This is a genomic window from Microcoleus sp. F10-B2, assembly GCF_036704965.1.
In the GTDB taxonomy this organism is placed as follows: domain Bacteria; phylum Cyanobacteriota; class Cyanobacteriia; order Cyanobacteriales; family Microcoleaceae; genus Microcoleus.
This window is the reverse complement of sequence record NZ_JAUBTB010000040.1, coordinates 31268-49584: the sequence shown is the minus strand read 5'-3', so window position 1 is coordinate 49584 and position 18317 is coordinate 31268. Positions and strand designations below refer to the sequence as shown.

Annotated in this window: 23 protein-coding genes; 13 read left to right on the top strand and 10 right to left on the bottom strand. The window is 45.9% G+C overall.

Features of this window, described 5'->3' with window-relative positions:
- Window positions 1-39 precede the first annotated feature (39 nt).
- A complete protein-coding gene (locus QUA99_RS16990) occupies window positions 40-1491 on the bottom strand; it encodes a GTP-binding protein (RefSeq protein ID WP_333238723.1) in 1452 nt (483 codons plus the stop codon).
- 179 nt (window positions 1492-1670) lie between these two features.
- Here QUA99_RS16990 and QUA99_RS16985 point away from each other — a divergent pair, with 179 nt between their 5' ends.
- Both QUA99_RS16985 and QUA99_RS16980 read left to right on the top strand, forming a co-directional pair.
- On the top strand, window positions 1671-2501 hold the full coding sequence (locus QUA99_RS16985; RefSeq protein WP_333238756.1) for a CPBP family intramembrane glutamic endopeptidase: 831 nt from the start codon (window positions 1671-1673) through the stop codon (window positions 2499-2501).
- 84 nt (window positions 2502-2585) lie between these two features.
- Window positions 2586-2933, top strand: a complete 348-nt coding sequence (locus QUA99_RS16980; protein ID WP_333238722.1) for an S-layer protein — start codon at window positions 2586-2588, stop codon at window positions 2931-2933.
- Between the two features lie 81 nt (window positions 2934-3014).
- Here QUA99_RS16980 and QUA99_RS16975 read toward each other — a convergent pair whose 3' ends face one another.
- The 4 genes from QUA99_RS16975 to psbH form a co-directional block, all read right to left on the bottom strand.
- Window positions 3015-3281 (bottom strand): DUF3146 family protein, encoded by a 267-nt coding sequence (locus QUA99_RS16975; protein ID WP_333138881.1) that lies wholly within the window; start codon window positions 3279-3281, stop codon window positions 3015-3017.
- Window positions 3278-3940 carry an aminoacyl-tRNA hydrolase gene (pth, locus tag QUA99_RS16970; RefSeq protein WP_333152462.1) on the bottom strand — a complete coding sequence of 221 codons (663 nt, stop codon included), beginning with the start codon at window positions 3938-3940 and terminating at the stop codon, window positions 3278-3280. The genes QUA99_RS16975 and pth overlap by 4 nt, the downstream gene beginning before the upstream one ends.
- Window positions 3941-4201 carry a TatA/E family twin arginine-targeting protein translocase gene (locus QUA99_RS16965; RefSeq protein WP_333096244.1) on the bottom strand — a complete coding sequence of 87 codons (261 nt, stop codon included), beginning with the start codon at window positions 4199-4201 and terminating at the stop codon, window positions 3941-3943.
- 151 nt (window positions 4202-4352) lie between these two features.
- On the bottom strand, window positions 4353-4556 hold the full coding sequence (gene psbH / locus QUA99_RS16960) for a photosystem II reaction center phosphoprotein PsbH (protein ID WP_172189685.1): 204 nt from the start codon (window positions 4554-4556) through the stop codon (window positions 4353-4355).
- Between the two features lie 214 nt (window positions 4557-4770).
- Between psbH and psbN the strand changes: the two genes are divergently transcribed.
- From psbN to QUA99_RS16925, 7 genes are all read left to right on the top strand, one after another.
- Window positions 4771-4902 carry a photosystem II reaction center protein PsbN gene (psbN, locus tag QUA99_RS16955; protein WP_333238719.1) on the top strand — a complete coding sequence of 44 codons (132 nt, stop codon included), beginning with the start codon at window positions 4771-4773 and terminating at the stop codon, window positions 4900-4902.
- Window positions 4903-5155: 253 nt separating this feature from the next.
- Window positions 5156-6256, top strand: coding sequence for a chorismate synthase (gene aroC, locus QUA99_RS16950; protein ID WP_333238717.1), 1101 nt, complete (start codon window positions 5156-5158; stop codon window positions 6254-6256).
- 1 nt (window position 6257) lies between these two features.
- Window positions 6258-7169: an MBL fold metallo-hydrolase gene (locus QUA99_RS16945; RefSeq protein WP_333238715.1), complete on the top strand. Its 912-nt coding sequence runs from the start codon at window positions 6258-6260 to the stop codon at window positions 7167-7169.
- Window positions 7170-7802: 633 nt separating this feature from the next.
- Window positions 7803-8726 carry a hypothetical protein gene (locus QUA99_RS16940; protein WP_333238713.1) on the top strand — a complete coding sequence of 308 codons (924 nt, stop codon included), beginning with the start codon at window positions 7803-7805 and terminating at the stop codon, window positions 8724-8726.
- 958 nt (window positions 8727-9684) lie between these two features.
- A complete protein-coding gene (locus tag QUA99_RS16935) occupies window positions 9685-10278 on the top strand; it encodes a class II aldolase/adducin family protein (RefSeq protein WP_333238711.1) in 594 nt (197 codons plus the stop codon).
- Between the two features lie 266 nt (window positions 10279-10544).
- On the top strand, window positions 10545-11099 hold the full coding sequence (locus tag QUA99_RS16930) for an Npun_F5560 family protein (RefSeq protein ID WP_333032327.1): 555 nt from the start codon (window positions 10545-10547) through the stop codon (window positions 11097-11099).
- Window positions 11092-11742 (top strand): hypothetical protein, encoded by a 651-nt coding sequence (locus QUA99_RS16925; RefSeq protein ID WP_333238709.1) that lies wholly within the window; start codon window positions 11092-11094, stop codon window positions 11740-11742. Before QUA99_RS16930 ends, QUA99_RS16925 begins: the two co-directional genes overlap by 8 nt.
- Window positions 11743-11786: 44 nt before the next feature.
- On the opposite strand, the gene QUA99_RS16920 is transcribed toward QUA99_RS16925, so the two are convergent.
- Entirely contained in the window at window positions 11787-12314 is a 528-nt protein-coding gene (locus QUA99_RS16920) for an STAS domain-containing protein (protein WP_333238707.1), read from the bottom strand.
- A gap of 164 nt (window positions 12315-12478) precedes the next feature.
- Here QUA99_RS16920 and QUA99_RS16915 point away from each other — a divergent pair, with 164 nt between their 5' ends.
- The 3 genes from QUA99_RS16915 to QUA99_RS16905 all read left to right on the top strand — a co-directional run bounded on the left by QUA99_RS16915 (window position 12479) and on the right by QUA99_RS16905 (window position 13948).
- Window positions 12479-13102: a DedA family protein gene (locus tag QUA99_RS16915; protein WP_333238705.1), complete on the top strand. Its 624-nt coding sequence runs from the start codon at window positions 12479-12481 to the stop codon at window positions 13100-13102.
- A 323-nt stretch (window positions 13103-13425) separates the two neighbouring features.
- Complete coding sequence (locus QUA99_RS16910; RefSeq protein WP_333238703.1) at window positions 13426-13554, top strand: hypothetical protein; 129 nt, start codon at window positions 13426-13428, stop codon at window positions 13552-13554.
- Window positions 13538-13948 carry a hypothetical protein gene (locus tag QUA99_RS16905; RefSeq protein ID WP_333238701.1) on the top strand — a complete coding sequence of 137 codons (411 nt, stop codon included), beginning with the start codon at window positions 13538-13540 and terminating at the stop codon, window positions 13946-13948. The genes QUA99_RS16910 and QUA99_RS16905 overlap by 17 nt, the downstream gene beginning before the upstream one ends.
- A gap of 245 nt (window positions 13949-14193) precedes the next feature.
- Here QUA99_RS16905 and QUA99_RS16900 read toward each other — a convergent pair whose 3' ends face one another.
- The 3 genes from QUA99_RS16900 to QUA99_RS16890 all read right to left on the bottom strand — a co-directional run bounded on the left by QUA99_RS16900 (window position 14194) and on the right by QUA99_RS16890 (window position 15657).
- On the bottom strand, window positions 14194-14412 hold the full coding sequence (locus QUA99_RS16900; RefSeq protein WP_333238699.1) for a hypothetical protein: 219 nt from the start codon (window positions 14410-14412) through the stop codon (window positions 14194-14196).
- A 48-nt stretch (window positions 14413-14460) separates the two neighbouring features.
- The gene (locus QUA99_RS16895; RefSeq protein ID WP_333238697.1) at window positions 14461-14877 is read right to left on the bottom strand and encodes a hypothetical protein; all 417 of its coding nucleotides are present in this window, start codon (window positions 14875-14877) and stop codon (window positions 14461-14463) included.
- Between the two features lie 348 nt (window positions 14878-15225).
- Complete coding sequence (locus QUA99_RS16890) at window positions 15226-15657, bottom strand: hypothetical protein (RefSeq protein WP_333238695.1); 432 nt, start codon at window positions 15655-15657, stop codon at window positions 15226-15228.
- A 197-nt stretch (window positions 15658-15854) separates the two neighbouring features.
- On the opposite strand from QUA99_RS16890, the gene QUA99_RS16885 reads away from it, so the two are divergent.
- On the top strand, window positions 15855-16682 hold the full coding sequence (locus QUA99_RS16885; protein ID WP_333238693.1) for a pentapeptide repeat-containing protein: 828 nt from the start codon (window positions 15855-15857) through the stop codon (window positions 16680-16682).
- Window positions 16683-16921: 239 nt separating this feature from the next.
- On the opposite strand, the gene QUA99_RS16880 is transcribed toward QUA99_RS16885, so the two are convergent.
- Window positions 16922-18124 carry an argininosuccinate synthase gene (locus tag QUA99_RS16880; RefSeq protein WP_333238692.1) on the bottom strand — a complete coding sequence of 401 codons (1203 nt, stop codon included), beginning with the start codon at window positions 18122-18124 and terminating at the stop codon, window positions 16922-16924.
- Window positions 18125-18317: the final 193 nt, after the last annotated feature.

Genomic DNA, 18317 nt, shown 5'->3' with positions numbered 1-18317 from the left:
TGTATCCGTGTCAAAATCCGTGTCGTGCCTTCCTTCTTCTCACTGAAATTTCTGTTTTTCCACACTTCCCAAATCCAACTTAGCCCGCAACTCTTCCTTAATCCGATTTAAAATAGAATCCTCATCCAAAGAAGACAAAATCTTGCTCACCACAGCCTTTGGCCCATCATCTCCCCAAGAAGCACCATTAGCCAAATAAGCCTTAGTAACTTGACCGATACCGTAGGAAGAAACCCCCGCGATCGCAGCTTGCGTCACCGCCACAGACAAATAAGGCCCTAAAGCCAAACCCCCTGTCGCTGGCGTCGCCAAACCCAACAATCCTTTCAACGAGCTCAAACCAAAATTAGCCAACAATTCACCCGCAGTAATTCCCCCCATACTAATCGCAATCTTTTGCAGCAATTCCACCGCGCCCGCTTCCGTCATCGCAATGCCGTAAACTTTAGATAAAGTTAAGATCATCACCACATCAATTACCGCACCGCTAAGAATATCAACTACAGTAATTGGATTAAGTGCGATCGCCACCGATTTCGTCATTACCGCGTTCCAGATAATTCGATTAGCCGCGTCATCTCGAATTTCCATTTTTCGCTGCACCAACTGCTCGTTAATATCACCCGCACAGAGCATCGTATTCAGCGCGACCAAAGATTTGCCTTCCCGGTCTAAAATCTCCAAAATCTTTAATTTTAAATCTTGCACTTGTGGCAAACTGCGAGTCATTTGCACGCCCATACTTCCGTCGGGACGGCGCACCGCCCTCGCCGTCAAAGGGGAAGCCGCCGCCATCACAATTTCATCGGGAGACAACAATTCTCTCACGCGATCGTCTCGAATTTTATGATAAATTGCCAGCCTGTCTGCATCAGGATACTGGTCAATTTTATTAAACACTAATAACATCGGTTTTCCGGCTTCCCGCAACTGCGAAAGTGCTGCGTATTCCACCTTTGTAATGTCGCCAGCAACTACAAACAAAATCAAATCTGCTTGTTGAGCAACGCGGCGGGCTAAAAGTTCGCGAGTTTCGCCGTCAACTTCATCTATTCCCGGAGTATCGACTAATTCAACTTGCGACAAACGGTAAATAACTGGCGAAAGTCGATCGGGCAAATTGTCATCAATTCCCTCTCCGACATCCCATTGCCCGATAGTCGTCGTGCGAGTCACCCCGTGAGTCGGGCCAGTTTCAAACACATTTTGACCTAGCAGCGCGTTCAAAACCGAAGATTTTCCCCTTCCCACCATCCCAAACACAGCTATTTGCACGCAAGCGCGCTCTAGCTTGTCGAGCATTTTCTCCAACCCGCCAATTTCCGGTTCCAGTCCAGTTCGCTCTTGAACTGTCAAGTCGAGATTTTCTACTATATCTCGCAGAGCATCTTTAGCGTGGCGCAGGTTGAGTTCTGCCTGAATGTCTGCGAAGCTTAAAATTGTGTCATCTAATTCGCGATCGACATTTGAAAAATCCGAGGCTTCAGTCATTGTTACCTGATGTTATAGTTTTGCTTCACTTAAAGTTTCAACCGATATGATGCCATTCTAGCTTTTTCCGTCTGCTTTGTACATTAGGGGTACGGCAATGGTGCGTTTAGAATCTGGGTAGGGACACAGCATTGCTGTCTCCCTACATATCTCATGTAAAACCTGTTTAATTGACAACAATGATTAACCGCCTCCAAATAATAGCCAGTTATCCATTTCCTTTACGTGTAATAATTTTCCTATTAATCTTGCTAGCAATTTGGCTGCCGCTAGCAGCACCAATTTATCTCTTAGTTAAAGATAGTAACCTAGCAACTATTCTGACAATGGGATTGTTGTTTGCTGAGTTTCTGTTCCTAGTGCCGCGCTGGGGGAAACAGGTTTACGGACAAACCCAATTACTCAAAAGTTACGGTTTAATCAATACGCGAAAAAACGGTTTTGAGCTTTTAATCGGATTGGCGATCGGGCTTTTGCTTACTTTCAGCTTATTTGCGGTGCAAGGGCTGTTCGGCTTAGTCGCGTGGCAAAATTCTGATAATTTGCCGAGAATCATCGCAGAAGGGCTGTTAAGCGCCCTTGGAGTCGGTTTTGCGGAGGAGTTGGTATTCCGCGGTTGGTTGCTGGACGAGTTGCAGCGGGATTACAATTATAGAATATCTCTGTGGGCGAATAGCCTGGTGTTTGCCCTATCTCATTTTATCAAACCTGTCGCGGCTATGCTGGGGAGTTGGCCGCAGTTTCCGGGGTTGTTGTTGCTGGGTTTGATTCTGGTTTGGGGAAAAAGATCGCGCCAAAATCGCCTCGGTTTGTCGATCGGGCTTCATGCAGGTTTAGTCTGGGGATATTACATAATTAACATCGGGCAGTTAGTGCGATATTCGACATCTGTTCCCGAGTGGGTGACAGGAGTTAACGGCAATCCGCTAGCTGGGGCGGTGGGGCTGTTGTTTTTGAGCCTATTGGCTTTGGGAATGCGAAAAATGTCTGAACATTCCCAAGGTTTGTAGTAAGGACGAAGAGTCCTTATTTTCCACAATCTTGAGGACTAAAGTCCTCACTACCAACCAACTTATTCAGAAATTTATAAACGTATGAAACTCAGCATCTTTGCCACTGCTACACTGTTAATTTCTACAGGCTTTTTAGCTCCGGCCAAAGCAGAAAATACTCCACAATTCCAGCCAACGCCAGAACAAATTCTGAATGCTTGCGTGCATAATCAGGCCGAAATCCTGCCAAATCATTTTACCGATGTACCTTCCAATCACTGGGCTTACAAAGCTGTTTTGACAATGTATTATTGCGGGGCTTACCGAGAAGCGACGCCACCTGCTTTAATTAAAGAATTACTGGAATCGGGAGATACTACTAGAGAAAGTTTGCCTTCCAGATTACCGTTTCGCAATTTCCCATTACAGCAATTTCCCGTGATTAATTAAAGAATTACTGGCATCGGGATATCCTACTAGAGGAAGTTTTTATTCCCGATTACCTTTTCCCCATTTCCCATTACCAAGATTTTAAAACTGAGCTCGAACCGTAAACGAATAATCGCCACCTGGTTCTAATTGATAATCCCATTTTTCCAGAAAACGGTGCAGCGGTTCCTGAATCAAGGCCCTACCCTGAGAAGGCTCAAGTATCAGTGTTTTTTCTGAGGTGAAACGCCACTGAAACTGCCACTCAAAATTGCCAGCACTTACTTCACCCTCAATCGTGCCTTTTTGCCAAGATTGGCCAGTAACTCGAACATATGCTGTTGTTTCAGGCAAACGTCTCGAACTCACCTTTTTGTTTCCGCGTTTGTTTCTGCAATTGTGCGACTGTTGTAAAGGCTCATGGCTTTTTCTACTCCCTGATGCAGACTTAGTTCCACAGCCTCTACCACCAGTTTAAGCACTTTCTCTACTAACTGACTTTCCTCTGAGGAAAACTTTCCTAACACGAAGGAAATCGTATCTTTCTCATTTTTAGCAGCATCGTTTTGAGGTTTGCCAATGCCAATCCGCAAGCGGGGAAATTTGTCTGTACCCAAATGAGAAATTGTCGATTTCATCCCGTTGTGCCCGCCTGCAGAACCGGCAAGACGCATTCTCAATTTCCCGATCGGCAAATCCATATCGTCGTATACTATTAATACAGACTCCGCAGGTATTTTGTACCAATCTGCCGCCGCCCGAATCGCTTGACCGGACAGATTCATGTAAGTTAGAGGTTTCAGCAAGCGGATTTTCTGTCCCCGCGGCCGGTTTCCCTCGCCAAATATGCCTTGAAATTTGCGATTTTCCGACAGCGAAATCTGCCAAGATTTAGCCAAGGCATCGACGGCATTAAAGCCTATGTTGTGTCGGGTGCGATCGTATTTAGGTTCGGGATTTCCCAACCCAACTATTAGCTGGGGAATCACTAACTCCGCTGGTGTTTCCGACTTCTGAGTGTTGTTCATTTAACTGTCTGTGCTATCTTCCTTGGGCTTCGCCGCCGCGAGTTTTTCAGTTTCCGGTTTGCTGCTAGTTGCTACTGCTTCTTCTAACTGCTTGGCTTCCCGCGTGAACTCAGACTCAAAATCCCGCGAAGCATCTTGAAATCCCCGAATTGCCTTCCCCATACTCCGGCCGATTTCAGGTAATTTTTTCGGGCCGAATACCAATAGGGCGATCGTAAAAATAACGGCCATTTCCGGCAAACCAATGCCAAAAATATTCATGGTTTTTCTCCTGCAATTTCTTTAGTTACTTCTTGTTTATTTATGCCAAAAGTAATCAGAAAGGGTAAGGAAAAAAGGGAAAACTTAGCTTTTACCCTTTCTCCTCAACCCTCAGCTTTTACTTTTAGCCTTACTGTTTTGCGATCAATTTTTAGCGGCCGAGACTCGACCAATCCATATCCACATTCTCCAGAATCAGAGAAGAGTTGTAGATTTGCAAAATAATCAACAAGAACACGAAAAACAGTCCAATGAAAACGCTCATCAACAGCGTGGTGCCCCAACCCGGAGCCACCTTGCCGTACTCTGAGTTAAGGGGTTTGAGTATATCTCCTAACCAAGTCCGTTGTGCCATAAGTCACCTGCAATGAATCTCTACAGAGAAGTTTGACATATTTTCACCGCTAATTGCGATCGCAATTTCTCAGAAATGCGGCATGGGGGACTGGGAGAAGGGGGAGTGGGGGTTGGCTGCCATACCGTACTGCGCCTGAAATCACTAGACTTTCAGACGGATTGTTATTTTTTGTAATATTATGGAGTGGAGCACTCAATAATCGATCAAAAATATGGAACCCGCAGCAGTTCTAGGCATTTCACTGGGCGTGTGTCTGGTGGCAATCACCGGATTCTCGATCTACACCGCTTTCGGTCCTCCTTCTAAGGCATTGAGAGATCCTTTTGAAGAACACGAAGACTAAAGAAGAAGGAAGGCACAACACGGATTCGGACAGGGATACACGGATGAATTTAAGTGTGTTTCCAGAAATCTTCTATTCTCTGTCTCTCTGTCTCTCCCTCTCTCCCTGGTAGATATTCTTTTCGGGGTGGGAAGGGAGTGATGCTGTGGGGCGATCGCCTGTCGCCTACTCGTCAAATGGTATATTTTTCAGAAATACAGTAAATCTCTATTCCATTGAAGCTAAAAATTATTAGGTGTCAGGCTAAAGCATCATGGGGAACACATTTGGGCATTTATTTCGGATCTCGACATTTGGGGAATCTCACGGCGGCGGTGTCGGAGTAGTAATTGACGGTTGCCCTCCCTTGGTGTCGATAGACGCATCGTTCATTCAAGCCGAACTCGATCGCCGCCGCCCCGGCCAAAGCAAAATTACCACGCCCCGCAAAGAAGCAGATACCTGCGAAATTCTGTCGGGAGTGTTTGAAGGCAAAACTTTGGGAACGCCGATCGCAATTTTAGTCCGCAATCAAGATACTCGCCCCCAAGATTACGGCGAAATGGCGACAACTTACCGCCCTTCCCACGCTGATGCTACCTACGATGCCAAGTACGGAATTCGTAACTGGCAAGGCGGAGGTCGCAGTTCGGCGAGGGAGACAATAGGTAGAGTAGCAGCAGGCGCGATCGCTAAAAAAATTCTCTCTCAAGCAGCAGGAGTCGAAATAGTCGGCTACGTCAAACGCATCAAAGACTTAGAATGTGTCGCCGACCCGGACACTGTTACCTTAGAACAAATAGAAAGCAACATCGTCCGCTGTCCAGATGCTGAATGCGCCGAAAGAATGATTGAACTGATCGAAAAAGTTCGCGATAGCGGAGATTCGATCGGCGGTGTAGTCGAATGCGTTGCCCGCAACGTACCCAAAGGTTTGGGAATGCCCGTATTCGACAAACTCGAAGCCGACTTGGCCAAAGCCATCATGTCGTTGCCCGCCAGCAAAGGCTTTGAAATTGGTTCGGGCTTTGCCGGGACTCTGCTCAAGGGCAGCGAACATAATGATGAATACTATACTGATGATAAGGGTGTAATTCGTACAGTGACGAATCGCTCTGGCGGAATTCAGGGTGGGATTGCTAACGGCGAAAATATCATTTTGCGGGCGGCCTTCAAGCCAACGGCGACAATTCGCCAGCAGCAGCGCACCGTTACCCGAGAGGGCGAAGAAACCCTGCTGGCTGCCAAAGGACGGCATGACCCTTGCGTTTTGCCAAGAGCTGTGCCAATGGTCGAAGCAATGGTAGCTTTAGTGTTATGCGACCATCTGCTGCGCCATCACGGACAATGTGGAACCTTAAAGCCTGAATTTTAAAATGGAAATCAGCTTGTCCTCTGTAGCGGCAACTCCCGTTGATTGCCCTCAACCCTCCGAATCAATAAAAGGTATAGATGATTTTGTAGTACAGTTCTGGGGCGTGCGGGGCAGTGTTCCGACACCAGGACAGGAAACTGTTCGCTACGGCGGCAATACTTCTTGTTTGGAAATGAGAGTCGCTGGCAAACGCTTGATTTTTGACGGCGGAACAGGCTTGCGGATGCTGGGAGACCAGTTGGTGCAAGAAATGCCCGTGCAAGCTTATATGTTTTTTACTCACTATCACTGGGATCACATTCAAGGTTTCCCGCTGTTCGCCCCAGCTTTCATCCGCGGCAATAGGTTTGATATTTACGGGGCGACTCCGCCGGATGGAGATTGCATGAAAAGGCACTTCGTCGAACGGGTGCTCCACTCGAATTCGCCGGTGCCGCTGATGGGTTTGCAGGCAGATTTGAATTTTTACGAACTCAATCACAACCAGACGATGATGCTGGACGATATTGAGATTAGGACGGGTTCTCTGAATCATCCGAATACTGCTATGGGATATCGGGTGACTTGGCAGGGACGATCGGTTGTTTATTGTTCGGATACTGAGCATTTTCCCGATCGGCTAGATGAGAATGTTTACAATTTAGCCCTCGATGCTGATGTGCTGATTTACGACGCGATGTACACAGACGAGGAATATCACAACCCCAAGTCTCCGAAGGTGGGTTGGGGACACTCGACTTGGCAGGAAGCGGTGAGAATGGCTAAGGAAGCCCGGGTGAAACGAGTGGTAATTTTTCACCACGATCCGGCTCACACAGACGATTTTCTCGATCGCATCGCCGAAGACGTGCAAATCGCTTTTCCGAAGGCTGTCATGGCCCGCGAGGGTCTGATTTTGCCGATCGGCTTCTGAACATTCGCCCTTGTGAGGTCGATCGAACCATCAACCGATCGCACCCTAATTGTTATGTGAATATGTGGCTCTGGTCTCGCGCCCAAAGCCTCATATTTTTTTAATATGCAGCAAACTCTTAACTGCATGGTATAATTCTTGCTTGTTAAGTTTTTAGGCAAAGTATTTAAGGTTTTTTTATTGTTCAACCGCGTCCGCCAGACGCCAAGACGTAAGATAATTGGAGGATTCCCAAGGGTGAAAAGGAGACAGTTTTGAATGTCAACAAACACGGCGAGGCGAGGATCTCGCACGCCTGAGTGCTAGTCTGATGCCAGTAGACTTCCAGAAACCTTGTTACAGATTAATTATTAAGGACAAAAACTGAAGTTATAGCTCTGATCGAGTAAAAGCTCGATCGGTTTTTTCGGATCGTGAATATTGACAACTGTCAAAAGCTAATAGCTTTTAGGTACAAACTGAAAAAACTTTCAGCAGTCAATTGAACTAACCAGAAAGAAACGATCGCTCTTGGGTTTGGCAGTAGCTGCGGCAAGCGAATGTTATGACTTGACTATCAAAATGGGAAATTTACGTTTTAGATCTTCAGCACATCAATACAGATGGATTGCCCTAGGCAGTTTTGCTGTAATTATGGGTATTTCAGGCGCCCTGGCCTACCGCCTCGCCCCGCCTCCCGGATTCATGGCTCAAGGCACTCTCACTTCTAATAATCCCCCCGTCAAATTTTCGAGTACGGGTACGACAATTCTCAAGCAGGGAGAGCAACTCACCCCGGAGGTTCTGCTGGCAGATAATGTTGTCAAAGCAGTGGCCGATGCAGTTAAGCTGTCGCCCCAGCAAGTTCGACAAAATGCTAGTGTCAAGATTTCTAAGCCGGAACAACCGCTAGAGATTGCTGTTGGGTATCGCTCGCTCGATCGGGACCAAGCAATTCAAACGGCAGATATGTTGATGAAGGGCATGGTTGAAAAAAGCCGCCTGATTAACAGATATCGGTGGCAATCAGTCAATCAGTCGCTCAACCAACGCTTGGCACAAGTCACTCAAGACCTCAAACAAGCTCAGCAAAAACTAGACCAATACGAAAGAGAGCGCGCTCGCCTGTTGCAGCAAATGAAGCTTCAGCAAGACGTTTATAACAAAACTCAGCTTGCAATGGCGGATACGCAAGCGTCGGAAAAAGAAATGGTCAGCAGTTTGGCCGCCGCTACAGTGCCGCAAATTGTGGCGACGCCCACGAGCGATCCGACTGTGCCTCTGATTTTGGGAATTGGCTTGCTGTTGGCGATTTTGGTCAGCCGGGGTTTGATTCCTTCGGTGGCCGATTGGAGGTACAAAGCAGCTTTTCAGCGAGAAGAGAGCGAAAGACTCCAAAGTGCTTTGTACCGACTGATCAAAGAAGGCCGCGGCGAAATCACTCTGGTGCGGTTTGCGATGGAAACGCGGCTGCCGCCGGATGTGGCTCAGCGTTTTTTGAACCAACAAGCTGAAGTCTTTAATGCCAATTGCGAAATTAAAGACGACGGCAGCATCTTGTATCACTTCCACATTTAAAGGGCTGCGGGCGATCGCACTCCACAGAAGACTTTAGCCGATCGGGGCATCACTGCTCGATCGGCTTGCCTTTTTGCTAAGGAATGAGAATTAAATAACTTACATTTTTGATGGTTCTTGTGGGATGGGCGTCCCGCCCGTCCAGAAAGGGCGGGCTATAAGAGCCCACCCCACTTTCAAGAGTGTAAATTATTTAATTCGCGATCCTTATCTCAAGTCCGGTTCGAGCATCCCCTCTCGGTCGGCGCGGGTTTGCTGGCTCTGCAACTTATACTAGAGATTTTGGTGAACCCGCCGAGGCGAGCTTCATTGCGGTGATTTTACCGGGCATGAGATTACTCACCAACATGGTTTCTGAGCTTGTAGGGTGCGTCAGGGTTCAAAATTGCTCGATCGACAGAGGTGTTGACGACCCTAGATCGCGCGAAGATTGTGCCAGTTGCGTCCAAGACTGTCTAAAAAAAATTTTATTTTTGTGTTTTCCCAGCTTAAATATATGTATAATCATAAAAAATAAGTAAATTTACGGTTGTTTTTTACCCCAGTTACCGCATACAGGTCTAATTTCTCGTTAAATATCCCTTAGGAGGTGTCTCACCTCCGTATAAATGCTTTAGTCTAGATCCATAACTTGTTGAGGGAAGTTATGTAGTTTCACATCAGAAACTTCAGGAGGCAAGAGCCTGAAATCAAACTTCCCTGCAGAAAGCCTACGTTTTCATTTTGAACTTTTGTAATCACCTAGAGGCAAGACCATGACGTTTGGAATAATTTGTTCTTCTTTCGTAGCTTACTTTTTGCTAATGTCGATCGCTAATTACGGCGACACAGGAATGTAGATTAGGTAAGGCACTTATGCACCGAGACATCGGGCAGCAGCAAAAAAAAGCAGTTTGACAACTTAGATTAAGTCTCAGCCCGGGCTGTGTCTGTCGCGGCCGCTCTGGCAGGAAAATTAATGGATGAAGGAGTCGTTAAGTACCGCTGTGACTGGGAAGAGGCAGACCCTGTAGCTGCCGGGAACATAGCAGATTTGATGGACTGGCGCGATCGGCTCCACTCTTGGGGATTAATTGGCGTCTACGAAAATGGCATCGGGTTTGGGAACGTCAGCGTCAGGCTCGGCAATTCCTGCCAATTCGTGATTTCGGGAACCCAGACTGCACACTTGAGATGTCTGGGGCCAGAATCCTACTGTACTGTTACAGAATTTAACTTAGAACAAAATCTCCTCGGTTGCCGGGGCCCCGTACAAGCTTCGTCGGAGTCCCTGACTCACGCTGCCCTGTACCTTCACAGAGACGATGTGGGCGGGATAATTCACGTCCACAACCCTCAACTATGGCAGCAACTGCTGTTTAAGATTCCTACTACTAGAAAAGAAATACCTTACGGCACTCCCCAGATGGCCTTAGAAATGTTTAGACTTTTTGAGGAGGAGAATTTGGCAGAGCGTAAAATTCTGGCGATGGCCGGTCACGAGGACGGAATTATCTGTTTTGGCAGCACGTTGGACGAAGCTGGCAAAGTGCTTTCGGCTGCGCTCGGTTAGACGTGATATCTGGCACTATTCTCAAAAAAGCTCAGAAACCTGGTTTATTGACAAAAAATCTAGGATTTTAGGTGGGTCTGCTGCAAGAAACTAAAGTGATGGCGTGGGTGCCTGATGTGAGTTAAACTGAGCTTTACCGTTGATATCTAGCCGATCGAGCGATCTAGCCTCACGGGTTCCCAACTTTTAAAGTGCCTCTTGCCTCTGCGGTAAGGGAAAGATATTTTAAAGAGAAACAAACTATATAGCAAAAGCTGAGAGTCATCGTGAATCAAACTAAACTTGTAAGCTCAAAAGAACTGCAATCAGAGGTATCTCGTCTTACCGAAGAGCTGCAAATGCGCGACCAATTGGTGCAGCAGTTGTCTCAAGAACTTTTCAGGCTGGTGAAGGGAAATTCGAGTTTTGTGCCGGCACCGGAAGTTTCCGATCGCCACCAAGCTCAAATGCAGGCGATGCGGGAACAACTGCAAGCTGTTGAAGAACAGGTGGGTTTTTATCAAGAACAAATTGCAGAGCGGGATGCTGAGGTTTACCAACTGCGGCAATCAGTGCAGGAATTGACGGATCGCTCTCGGATGCTGGAACAGGTGGTTCAGGAATTGCCTGGGGTTTACCGCCAGAAGTTTGCCGAGCGGATCGAGCCGATTAAGGAAAAGTTGGATCAACTGCAAAAGGAAAACCGCCAGTTGCACACTGAGTTGCAAAGCGTAACTTACCGTCTCGCTGTGCGGAGCCGCAAGGCTAAGGGCCTGGATCTGCCGAGCGTCGATGAAACGGACGATCGGGGCATTCAAATGCCGAGCTTTGGCAATGTCTAAGGTTTTGATTGTGGCGGATGCCCAAAAAGGCCCGGCGGAAGCTCTGTTGCTGGCGATCGCTCAATCTAACCCTTTAACGGAAGTCAATATCTGTGGGGTTTCTGAACTCAATTCTGGCGCGATCGCTCCGGGCGGGGCGATCGTTTGTCCTTTGACGCTGGATCTGCCGTCCCATCTGGTTTTTCCGGGTCGGGACGTGTATCGATTTTGCCGCAATATTTGGGCGGCGCGCGATCGAGTGGCTCAGGAGTTACAAGTACCCGTCGGCGAGGGCAATTTTTGGCTGCCTGTGGTGTTGACGCCAAAGGGGCCGCTGTATGCTGAGGCGATCGGTGCGGAATCTGGCAAGCAGTCTGGCGAGTTGAGTTACTTTCAACCTGTGCATTTGTCGGATGTTTGGCGGCAGCAGTTGTACGAGTTGGCTTACCGGTTGCTGAATCTTTTAAATGCGCCGCCGGCGACTTATTTGATGCAGTTCGGGTTTGTAGGGGAAAGGATTTGTTTCGATCGACTTTGGCCTTTTCCGGCTGCACCTGCGATCGCTTCAGTCGGTGTTCAAGTGCCGGATTTATTTGTTTGTCATTGGTATTGCTTGACAAATAAACCTATTTATGATATTGAAATTAGCTCTGCGGTTGCTTGAAGCCTCTTGGAAACTTGAGATTTAAACTCGGGCTCTCATTTGAATCATGCAACTAGAGCGGGAGTTTCAGTGGAGATAACTTGCTCGAAACTGTCGAAGATTTCAAAGAGTTGGTCGAGTTGAGTAATTTCAAAAATTAGCTTGACTGTGGCTGAGAGGTTGCAGATGACGAGGCGGCATCCCCGGTGGCGGGCGGCGTTGAGTCCGCCGACTAAGGCACACAGCCCGGAACTGTCGATGAAATCTACGGCTGTCATGTCTATTACCCAGAGTTTATGGCACTCGGGTACAATCTCGGCTAGCTGTTGCTGGAGGATGCTGCCTGCTTGGGAGTCGAGGCAGTTGTGAGGTTGAAGGACGATGTGTTGGTTGAAGTTGGCAAATTCCATAGCAGTTATCCTACGATCGTAAAGTATGAATAAGTGAGTTGATTTGCTGACTCTGTTGAAAGACTCAGGGGATTTCAGCGTATGTTTTAGGATTCGCGATCTGGCTAGGGAATCGGTGGCGATCGCCGTGGTGATAAATTTAGTAGTAAAACTGGCTAGCGATCGCGCGGAACGCAACCGCAAGAATTCTCTATTAGTCTAGTATGCCTAGAAGGCTACTTTTTAGGTGGACTAGCGATCGCGACAAGAGTGTGTTCCTCATCACAGCGAAAGATTGCACTATTGACTGAATCGAGCCAATATATAAATGTATTGAGCTTTGCAAAAGTTTACGAAGGCAGTATCGAATGTCTTTTGAGTTTTTATCGTTAGAGACTATTCAGCAGTTTGCGCGCGATTACGGCTACTGGGCAGTATTTCTGGGAATTTTGCTGGAAAATCTGGGAGTTCCTCTTCCAGGGGAGACAATTACGATTGCTGGCGGGTTTTTAGCTGGCAGTGGAGAACTGAATTACTGGTTTGTGCTCGGCAGTGCGATCGCTGGTGCTACATTGGGAGGAAATTTTGGTTATGCGATCGGCAGGTACGGCGGCTGGCCGCTGCTGCTGAAGCTGGGACAGTTTTTCCGTTTTCGGGAAGAACAACTGTTTGACTTAAAAGAACAGTTTAGCAAAAATGCAGCTAAAGCCGTATTTTTGGGCCGTTTCATTGCACTGCTGCGAATTTTTGCTAGCCCCCTAGCAGGTATTGCAGAAATGCCTTTTTGGAAATTTTCGCTGTTCAACATTTTGGGTGCTGCCAGTTGGGCATCTGTAATGGTAAGTTTATCCTACTTCTTGGGACAAGTTGTGTCTTTGGAGAAATTGGTAGCTTGGGCTGCTCAATTTGCGGTATTGGCTTTGCTGTTAGCAGTTGCTTGGATTGCAATTCCTATTTGGTTGGAGGCGCGGAGTTTGGACAAGACTAAGTAAGATTGCTGGTTAGGCTTTTTGCAAGAGTTCTGGATTTTCTGTTTTTAACCGCAAATGAACGCAAATGAACGCAGATATTATCTATTTTTGCAAAAAGTCTAAGGAGTGGCGATCGCCTATTAATAAGTCTGGACTTCTGTTCTCAAAATCCTCAAGTTTTTAGCGAGAACTTCCGTCCTCAAACTCATTTGTGACAATCTAAAGAGAAGGCAGTATAATGAGGCTGCGGCGTTCAATTCCAAGGTGGTAAAACGTCCGAAACTGACCAGTCCAAGAAAAAGCGATTTACAAAATCGGCGACCCCTCCAGATAAATGCGCGGAAATGGCTAAAAAATACGGCTGGGATTATCAGAGATTTATTCCTAATAACGACCCTGTTTTGAAGGTAGACTGCGAGTTTGTAGGAGAAGAGATTAACTTTCAGGAGCTCTGGTATGACCACCAAGATTAACTCGATAAAAGGCAAGCCAACACTGAAGATTTACCGCACTGACGGTGCACAGACTGGATGGGAAAAAAGGCTCGATGCCATAGGTTCGGGTACTTACTTGCTGCACGAAGAGATGGATTATTCCAGAAACCGAACTATCCCTAAAATTGGCGATCGCTTGGGAGAATCTAAACGTTTCGCAGACGGAGAAATTTACCACCGCCAAAGCGACTGGTTCGTCGCAAAAGTACAGTCCTATCCTGCTGTTGGCGAAGACTGCGACTGGGATGAAATCGTACTTTGCTACTGTCAGTTTGAGCCAATAGAGTCTAAGTGGGAGAGAGTCGCTACTTTGGAGGAAATTGTAGCGGAACAAGTAGCTAAAGATACGGGTTTGGAGGTAGTTAAGAGTTGAGCGATCGCACTTCACAAACCTGTTCACCCATCCGTCAAAGAGTGCTGTGAACAAATGAGAGGAGTGGAAGTGCGATCGTAACTATGAGCCTGTTTTATACTGTCCTAACGACAATGATTATGCTGAGAAGATGGATATGTAGTTATCAAAAGCTGGCTTACTGTTAAACCGTAAGCCAGGAAGTTTGACTGAAAAATAGCTGAATACCTAAATACCAAAGCCTTTTAGGGTTTTTATGCTCTTTTTTAATCGAAAGTAGTATCCCACAAAGTTTCAAACTTAATCCTTTTTACGTCGCTCTTGTTAGCTGCGTGTTCCACAGCAGTTATCGCTGATTGGTAAGCAGAATAGGGAGCAAGTATAATGTCAGTAGCAAGGCTGCGATCGTGCTTCTGGATTTGACGGCTGCTGACTCTCACTACTGAGTAAGATGTCTGATTTGGTTGCTCATTATTTTGTTGCATGGTTCTTTACATCAAGATAAGTTATGTGAAATTTAGCCCTGAGAACACTTAGTAGATATCATCTTTCTGGAAACGCTTGAGCCTTTGATCCATTCTTTCAAGAAGTCTGGCTTCATATAACTGTTTTGTTGCATCCGTGTACGAAAGACTGGAAAGTTCACGAATTTCTTTTCCAAAAACTTCTAGCACATCGTGCATCCTTTGCAGTTCTGCTTCTAATCTAATCCTGTGTAATTCTGTACCAATGTCAGCAAAAGTTGCAGATATATCAATGTAAGCCTCACCAAAAACGATAGTTAATGCTTTAACTGGAGTTGCTAAAGCTCTACCAACCATTTTAAAAATTAGTTCTTGTGCTGCCGAACTACTTAATATTAACCGTGATGCTCGACTGCCATCTCCTTGTAAAGTTACAGGAACTCTGTTCCCACTAACCGTTACCGTAGAAACTTTTTCCTCATTCATATGTTTCCTCTTCTCTCATGATTTTTGTTCAAAAGTTAGTTTTCTACAGCACTAAGTAAGACACAAATAAAGACAACCCAAACAATAGAAAATACTAGTAAGTGCCAGTGAAGAATTCCATTGAGCAACCCTGAAACAAATATAGCGGATCTAGTTGCAAGTTTCAGATCTCCGGTACTGGCACAATTATTCATCATATTTAATAAGCTAGTACCGATATCCATAGATAAATCTGATATCCAGGGTGTTCCGGGAGGAAGTATTTTGTTTAGCGCATATGCTAGTCCCAAAAGTAACCATATGGCAGGCAAAACAAGAAGCATTATCCAGATAAAAGCAATGCAAAAATTAACCATTCTTCCGTCTTTTAAATGAATATTTTTTGGGCTGTAAATTTTCTTTCATCCATTCTTTTAGTTTGTATAACAAATTCTGTTGCGTACTTTGATTTTGCTCCGGAGCGTCTTCCTGATTAATATCCTCTGGATAAAGTGGATACACTAACCTTTTTTTTTCGATAGCTGCGATTTTTGATTCAACTTCGATTCTGTATTTTTCAAACAAGTTCTCCATATATACTCTTAATACACTCTCAGGATAATTATTTTCTGAGTCAAAGACTTGTAAAACTGCTTTTCCAGTAAGTTGAATATCTATCTTAAATTGTTCAATGTCTTGACCGGAAAGTAGCCCTTGGTTGTAAAGCTCACGCAGCTTAACGTCAACCTCTCTTTGGTAGGTAATTAAGTTGTGGCTAATTTGTTCTTTTAGCTGTTGCATAGTCTTACTACCCTTAACCTAACGGCTATTGTAACAGTATAGCAATGCTACCTCAGCCTTGAAAGCCAAAAAGTAATATAAAAGTAGTCTAATAGTATTACCAAAGTAATAATTCAAGCTTAGAGGCCAAGTGGCTGGACTGTTAAGCTAGAATCTGCTATAATAATACAGTTTTAGCTATGAGGGGACTTTGACACATGACTGTTGACGAAGCCATCACGATCGCAGAAACAGCCCTCAACTACGATCGCCTCAACAAGATTCAAGAGATAGTGTTTCGTCAATCCTGGGAAGGACAGTCTTATAAAGAAATTGCAGCCAGCACTGAATATGAATATGATTATATCAAAGATGCTGGTGCTAAACTATGGAAACTACTTTCAACAGCACTCGAAGAAAAAGTTAAAAAAGATAATCTCAAATCAGTCTTAAAGCGATATTTACGGCGGAGTCAAGTGAATCTACAGCGAAATCTGACAATCGAAGTTAACCTCAGCGGCGCAAATCTCAGTGGAGCTAACCTAAGTGGAGCCGGACTATTTGCAAACTTAGTGAAAGCGGATTTGTACCAAACGGACTCACACAAACCAATAATACCCGATGCGATCACTGAATCAAATCAGGAAAATAGAGCGAGCGAAGATGAACAAAATCAGGAAACTCAACCTGACTCTGAAAACGAAATTGACTGGAACGGTTTTTGCTTTCACTCCGACGCACAAGTAAAAATTGCCGAAATACTCGATCGCACTTCCACTCTTTTCATCCCCAACTCCCAACTCCGATTCGCAACACCGGAAGGCAGACAGAATTTAGAAGCTGACTTTCTGATATTTCATCAAGGTAAATTAGGGATGCTGAAAATTGACAGCGAATCATCGGATCAAAACGCAACTGAAGATGAAGTGTGCGGACTTTCGGTAGATTCCGGCATTTGTCTTGTCAAGCATTATGACGTTACTCGATGCAGCGAACAACCCGATTTAGTTGTGCAGGAGTTTTTGGAAATACTGAGTCAGGCGTAGGCATTATACCAAATCCTGCCATAATATTGCTTCTCTTATTTAGTCCCCATCGGCGCTGCACAGTCCGCCGGGGGTTTAAACCCCCGCCTCACAGCTCGCATTCGTCTAAAGACGACTGAAAAATTTAGATCGGAGCGGGTTAATTAGAGAACTAATGAATTATTCAGTCCTCTTTTAGAGGACTTTAGCTATTAGCCAGGGGTTTAAACCCCTGGCGGACTTATGCACCCTACTAATTTCTAACCTCGATTCTTCTCCGACCAAATGCGAGTTGGCAGTCCCCAAACGTAGACAAATCCTTCGGCAGCTTTGTGGTCGAATTCATCTTCAGCGCCGTAGGTTGCTAAATCGAAACTGTACAGGGAATTTTCGGATTTGCGGCCGACAATTGTGGCATTTCCTTTGAACAGTTTGAGCCGCACGGTTCCAGTTACTCGCTTTTGCGTGTCCTGAATAAATGCGTCTAAAGCTGTTTTTAAAGGGTTGTACCAAAGGCCGTTGTAAATCATTTGGCTGTAAGTTTCTTCGATGCCTCGCTTGTATCGCGTGACATCGGCTGTCAGGGTCAAACTTTCTAAGTCCCGGTGCGCGTGCATCAAAACTAAAATCGCTGGTGTTTCGTAAATTTCCCGCGATTTAATCCCGACGAGGCGGTTTTCAATCATGTCGATGCGCCCAACTCCGTGATTTCCAACTATTTCGTTGAGTTGGGAAATTAAGGCAACTGGTGATAAATTTTTGCCGTTCAAACTGACAGGATTTCCGAACTCGAAACCGATTTCAATATATTCGGGTGTGTCGGGAGTTTGTTCGATCGCCTTTGTCATCAAATAAACTTCCTCCGGCGGTTCCGCCCAAGGATCTTCGAGGATTCCGGCTTCAATTGCCATTCCCAATAAGTTGCGATCGATGCTGTAAGGAGAAGATTTTTTCACGGGCGACGGAATTCCGAATTTCTCGCCGTATGCGATCGTTTCTTCGCGGCTCATTTTCCATTCCCGCGCCGGTGCTAAAATTTTAATCTTGGGGTTGAGCGCGCCGATCGACACATCGAACCGCACTTGATCGTTTCCTTTACCCGTACACCCGTGGGCGATCGCATCTGCACCGTATTTTTGGGCAGCTTCTACTAACAATTTAGCAATTAGCGGGCGAGCCAGCGCCGTAGAAAGAGGATACCGATTTTCGTAAAGTGCGTTAGCTTGAATCGCTGGAAACGCATAATTTTTGACAAATTCCTCCGTAGCATCAATAACTAAAGATTCCGAAGCACCGGATGCCAAAGCTTTTTTGCGGATCGGTTCTAATTCGTCTCCCTGTCCCAAATCCGCAGCCAGAGTAATTACCTCTTCCACACCCCACTCGTTTTTGAGGTAAGGAATGCAGACGGAGGTATCGACTCCGCCGGAATATGCTAGCACAACTTTTTTAGCGCGACTCATTGCTATTTACATCCTGAATTTAAGTGACATCTTGCACTATTGTCACCAAGCTTTTTAGGGCGGGCAAGATGCCCACCGCACAATAAAATTTAATTTGTGTGGAACAGGCATCTTGCCTGTTCTGGAGAATGGTGTAAGATGCTCATCCACAAAAAAAGGTCATTTGTGTGGAACAGGCATCTTGCCTGTTCTG

Coding starts and splice junctions, on each gene's coding strand:
- QUA99_RS16935 (WP_333238711.1), top strand. CDS start 9,685: ATGGATGAAGGAGTCGTTAAGTACCGCTGTGACTGGGAAGAGGCAGAC.
- pth (WP_333152462.1), bottom strand. CDS start 3,940: ATGAACAACACTCAGAAGTCGGAAACACCAGCGGAGTTAGTGATTCCC.
- QUA99_RS16895 (WP_333238697.1), bottom strand. CDS start 14,877: ATGAATGAGGAAAAAGTTTCTACGGTAACGGTTAGTGGGAACAGAGTT.
- QUA99_RS16900 (WP_333238699.1), bottom strand. CDS start 14,412: ATGCAACAAAATAATGAGCAACCAAATCAGACATCTTACTCAGTAGTG.
- QUA99_RS16910 (WP_333238703.1), top strand. CDS start 13,426: ATGGCTAAAAAATACGGCTGGGATTATCAGAGATTTATTCCTAATAAC.
- QUA99_RS16915 (WP_333238705.1), top strand. CDS start 12,479: ATGTCTTTTGAGTTTTTATCGTTAGAGACTATTCAGCAGTTTGCGCGC.
- QUA99_RS16980 (WP_333238722.1), top strand. CDS start 2,586: ATGAAACTCAGCATCTTTGCCACTGCTACACTGTTAATTTCTACAGGC.
- QUA99_RS16985 (WP_333238756.1), top strand. CDS start 1,671: ATGATTAACCGCCTCCAAATAATAGCCAGTTATCCATTTCCTTTACGT.
- QUA99_RS16965 (WP_333096244.1), bottom strand. CDS start 4,201: ATGAATATTTTTGGCATTGGTTTGCCGGAAATGGCCGTTATTTTTACG.
- psbH (WP_172189685.1), bottom strand. CDS start 4,556: ATGGCACAACGGACTTGGTTAGGAGATATACTCAAACCCCTTAACTCA.
- QUA99_RS16880 (WP_333238692.1), bottom strand. CDS start 18,124: ATGAGTCGCGCTAAAAAAGTTGTGCTAGCATATTCCGGCGGAGTCGAT.
- aroC (WP_333238717.1), top strand. CDS start 5,156: ATGGGGAACACATTTGGGCATTTATTTCGGATCTCGACATTTGGGGAA.
- QUA99_RS16890 (WP_333238695.1), bottom strand. CDS start 15,657: ATGCAACAGCTAAAAGAACAAATTAGCCACAACTTAATTACCTACCAA.
- QUA99_RS16905 (WP_333238701.1), top strand. CDS start 13,538: ATGACCACCAAGATTAACTCGATAAAAGGCAAGCCAACACTGAAGATT.
- QUA99_RS16990 (WP_333238723.1), bottom strand. CDS start 1,491: ATGACTGAAGCCTCGGATTTTTCAAATGTCGATCGCGAATTAGATGAC.
- psbN (WP_333238719.1), top strand. CDS start 4,771: ATGGAACCCGCAGCAGTTCTAGGCATTTCACTGGGCGTGTGTCTGGTG.
- QUA99_RS16925 (WP_333238709.1), top strand. CDS start 11,092: ATGTCTAAGGTTTTGATTGTGGCGGATGCCCAAAAAGGCCCGGCGGAA.
- QUA99_RS16945 (WP_333238715.1), top strand. CDS start 6,258: ATGGAAATCAGCTTGTCCTCTGTAGCGGCAACTCCCGTTGATTGCCCT.
- QUA99_RS16885 (WP_333238693.1), top strand. CDS start 15,855: ATGACTGTTGACGAAGCCATCACGATCGCAGAAACAGCCCTCAACTAC.
- QUA99_RS16940 (WP_333238713.1), top strand. CDS start 7,803: ATGGGTATTTCAGGCGCCCTGGCCTACCGCCTCGCCCCGCCTCCCGGA.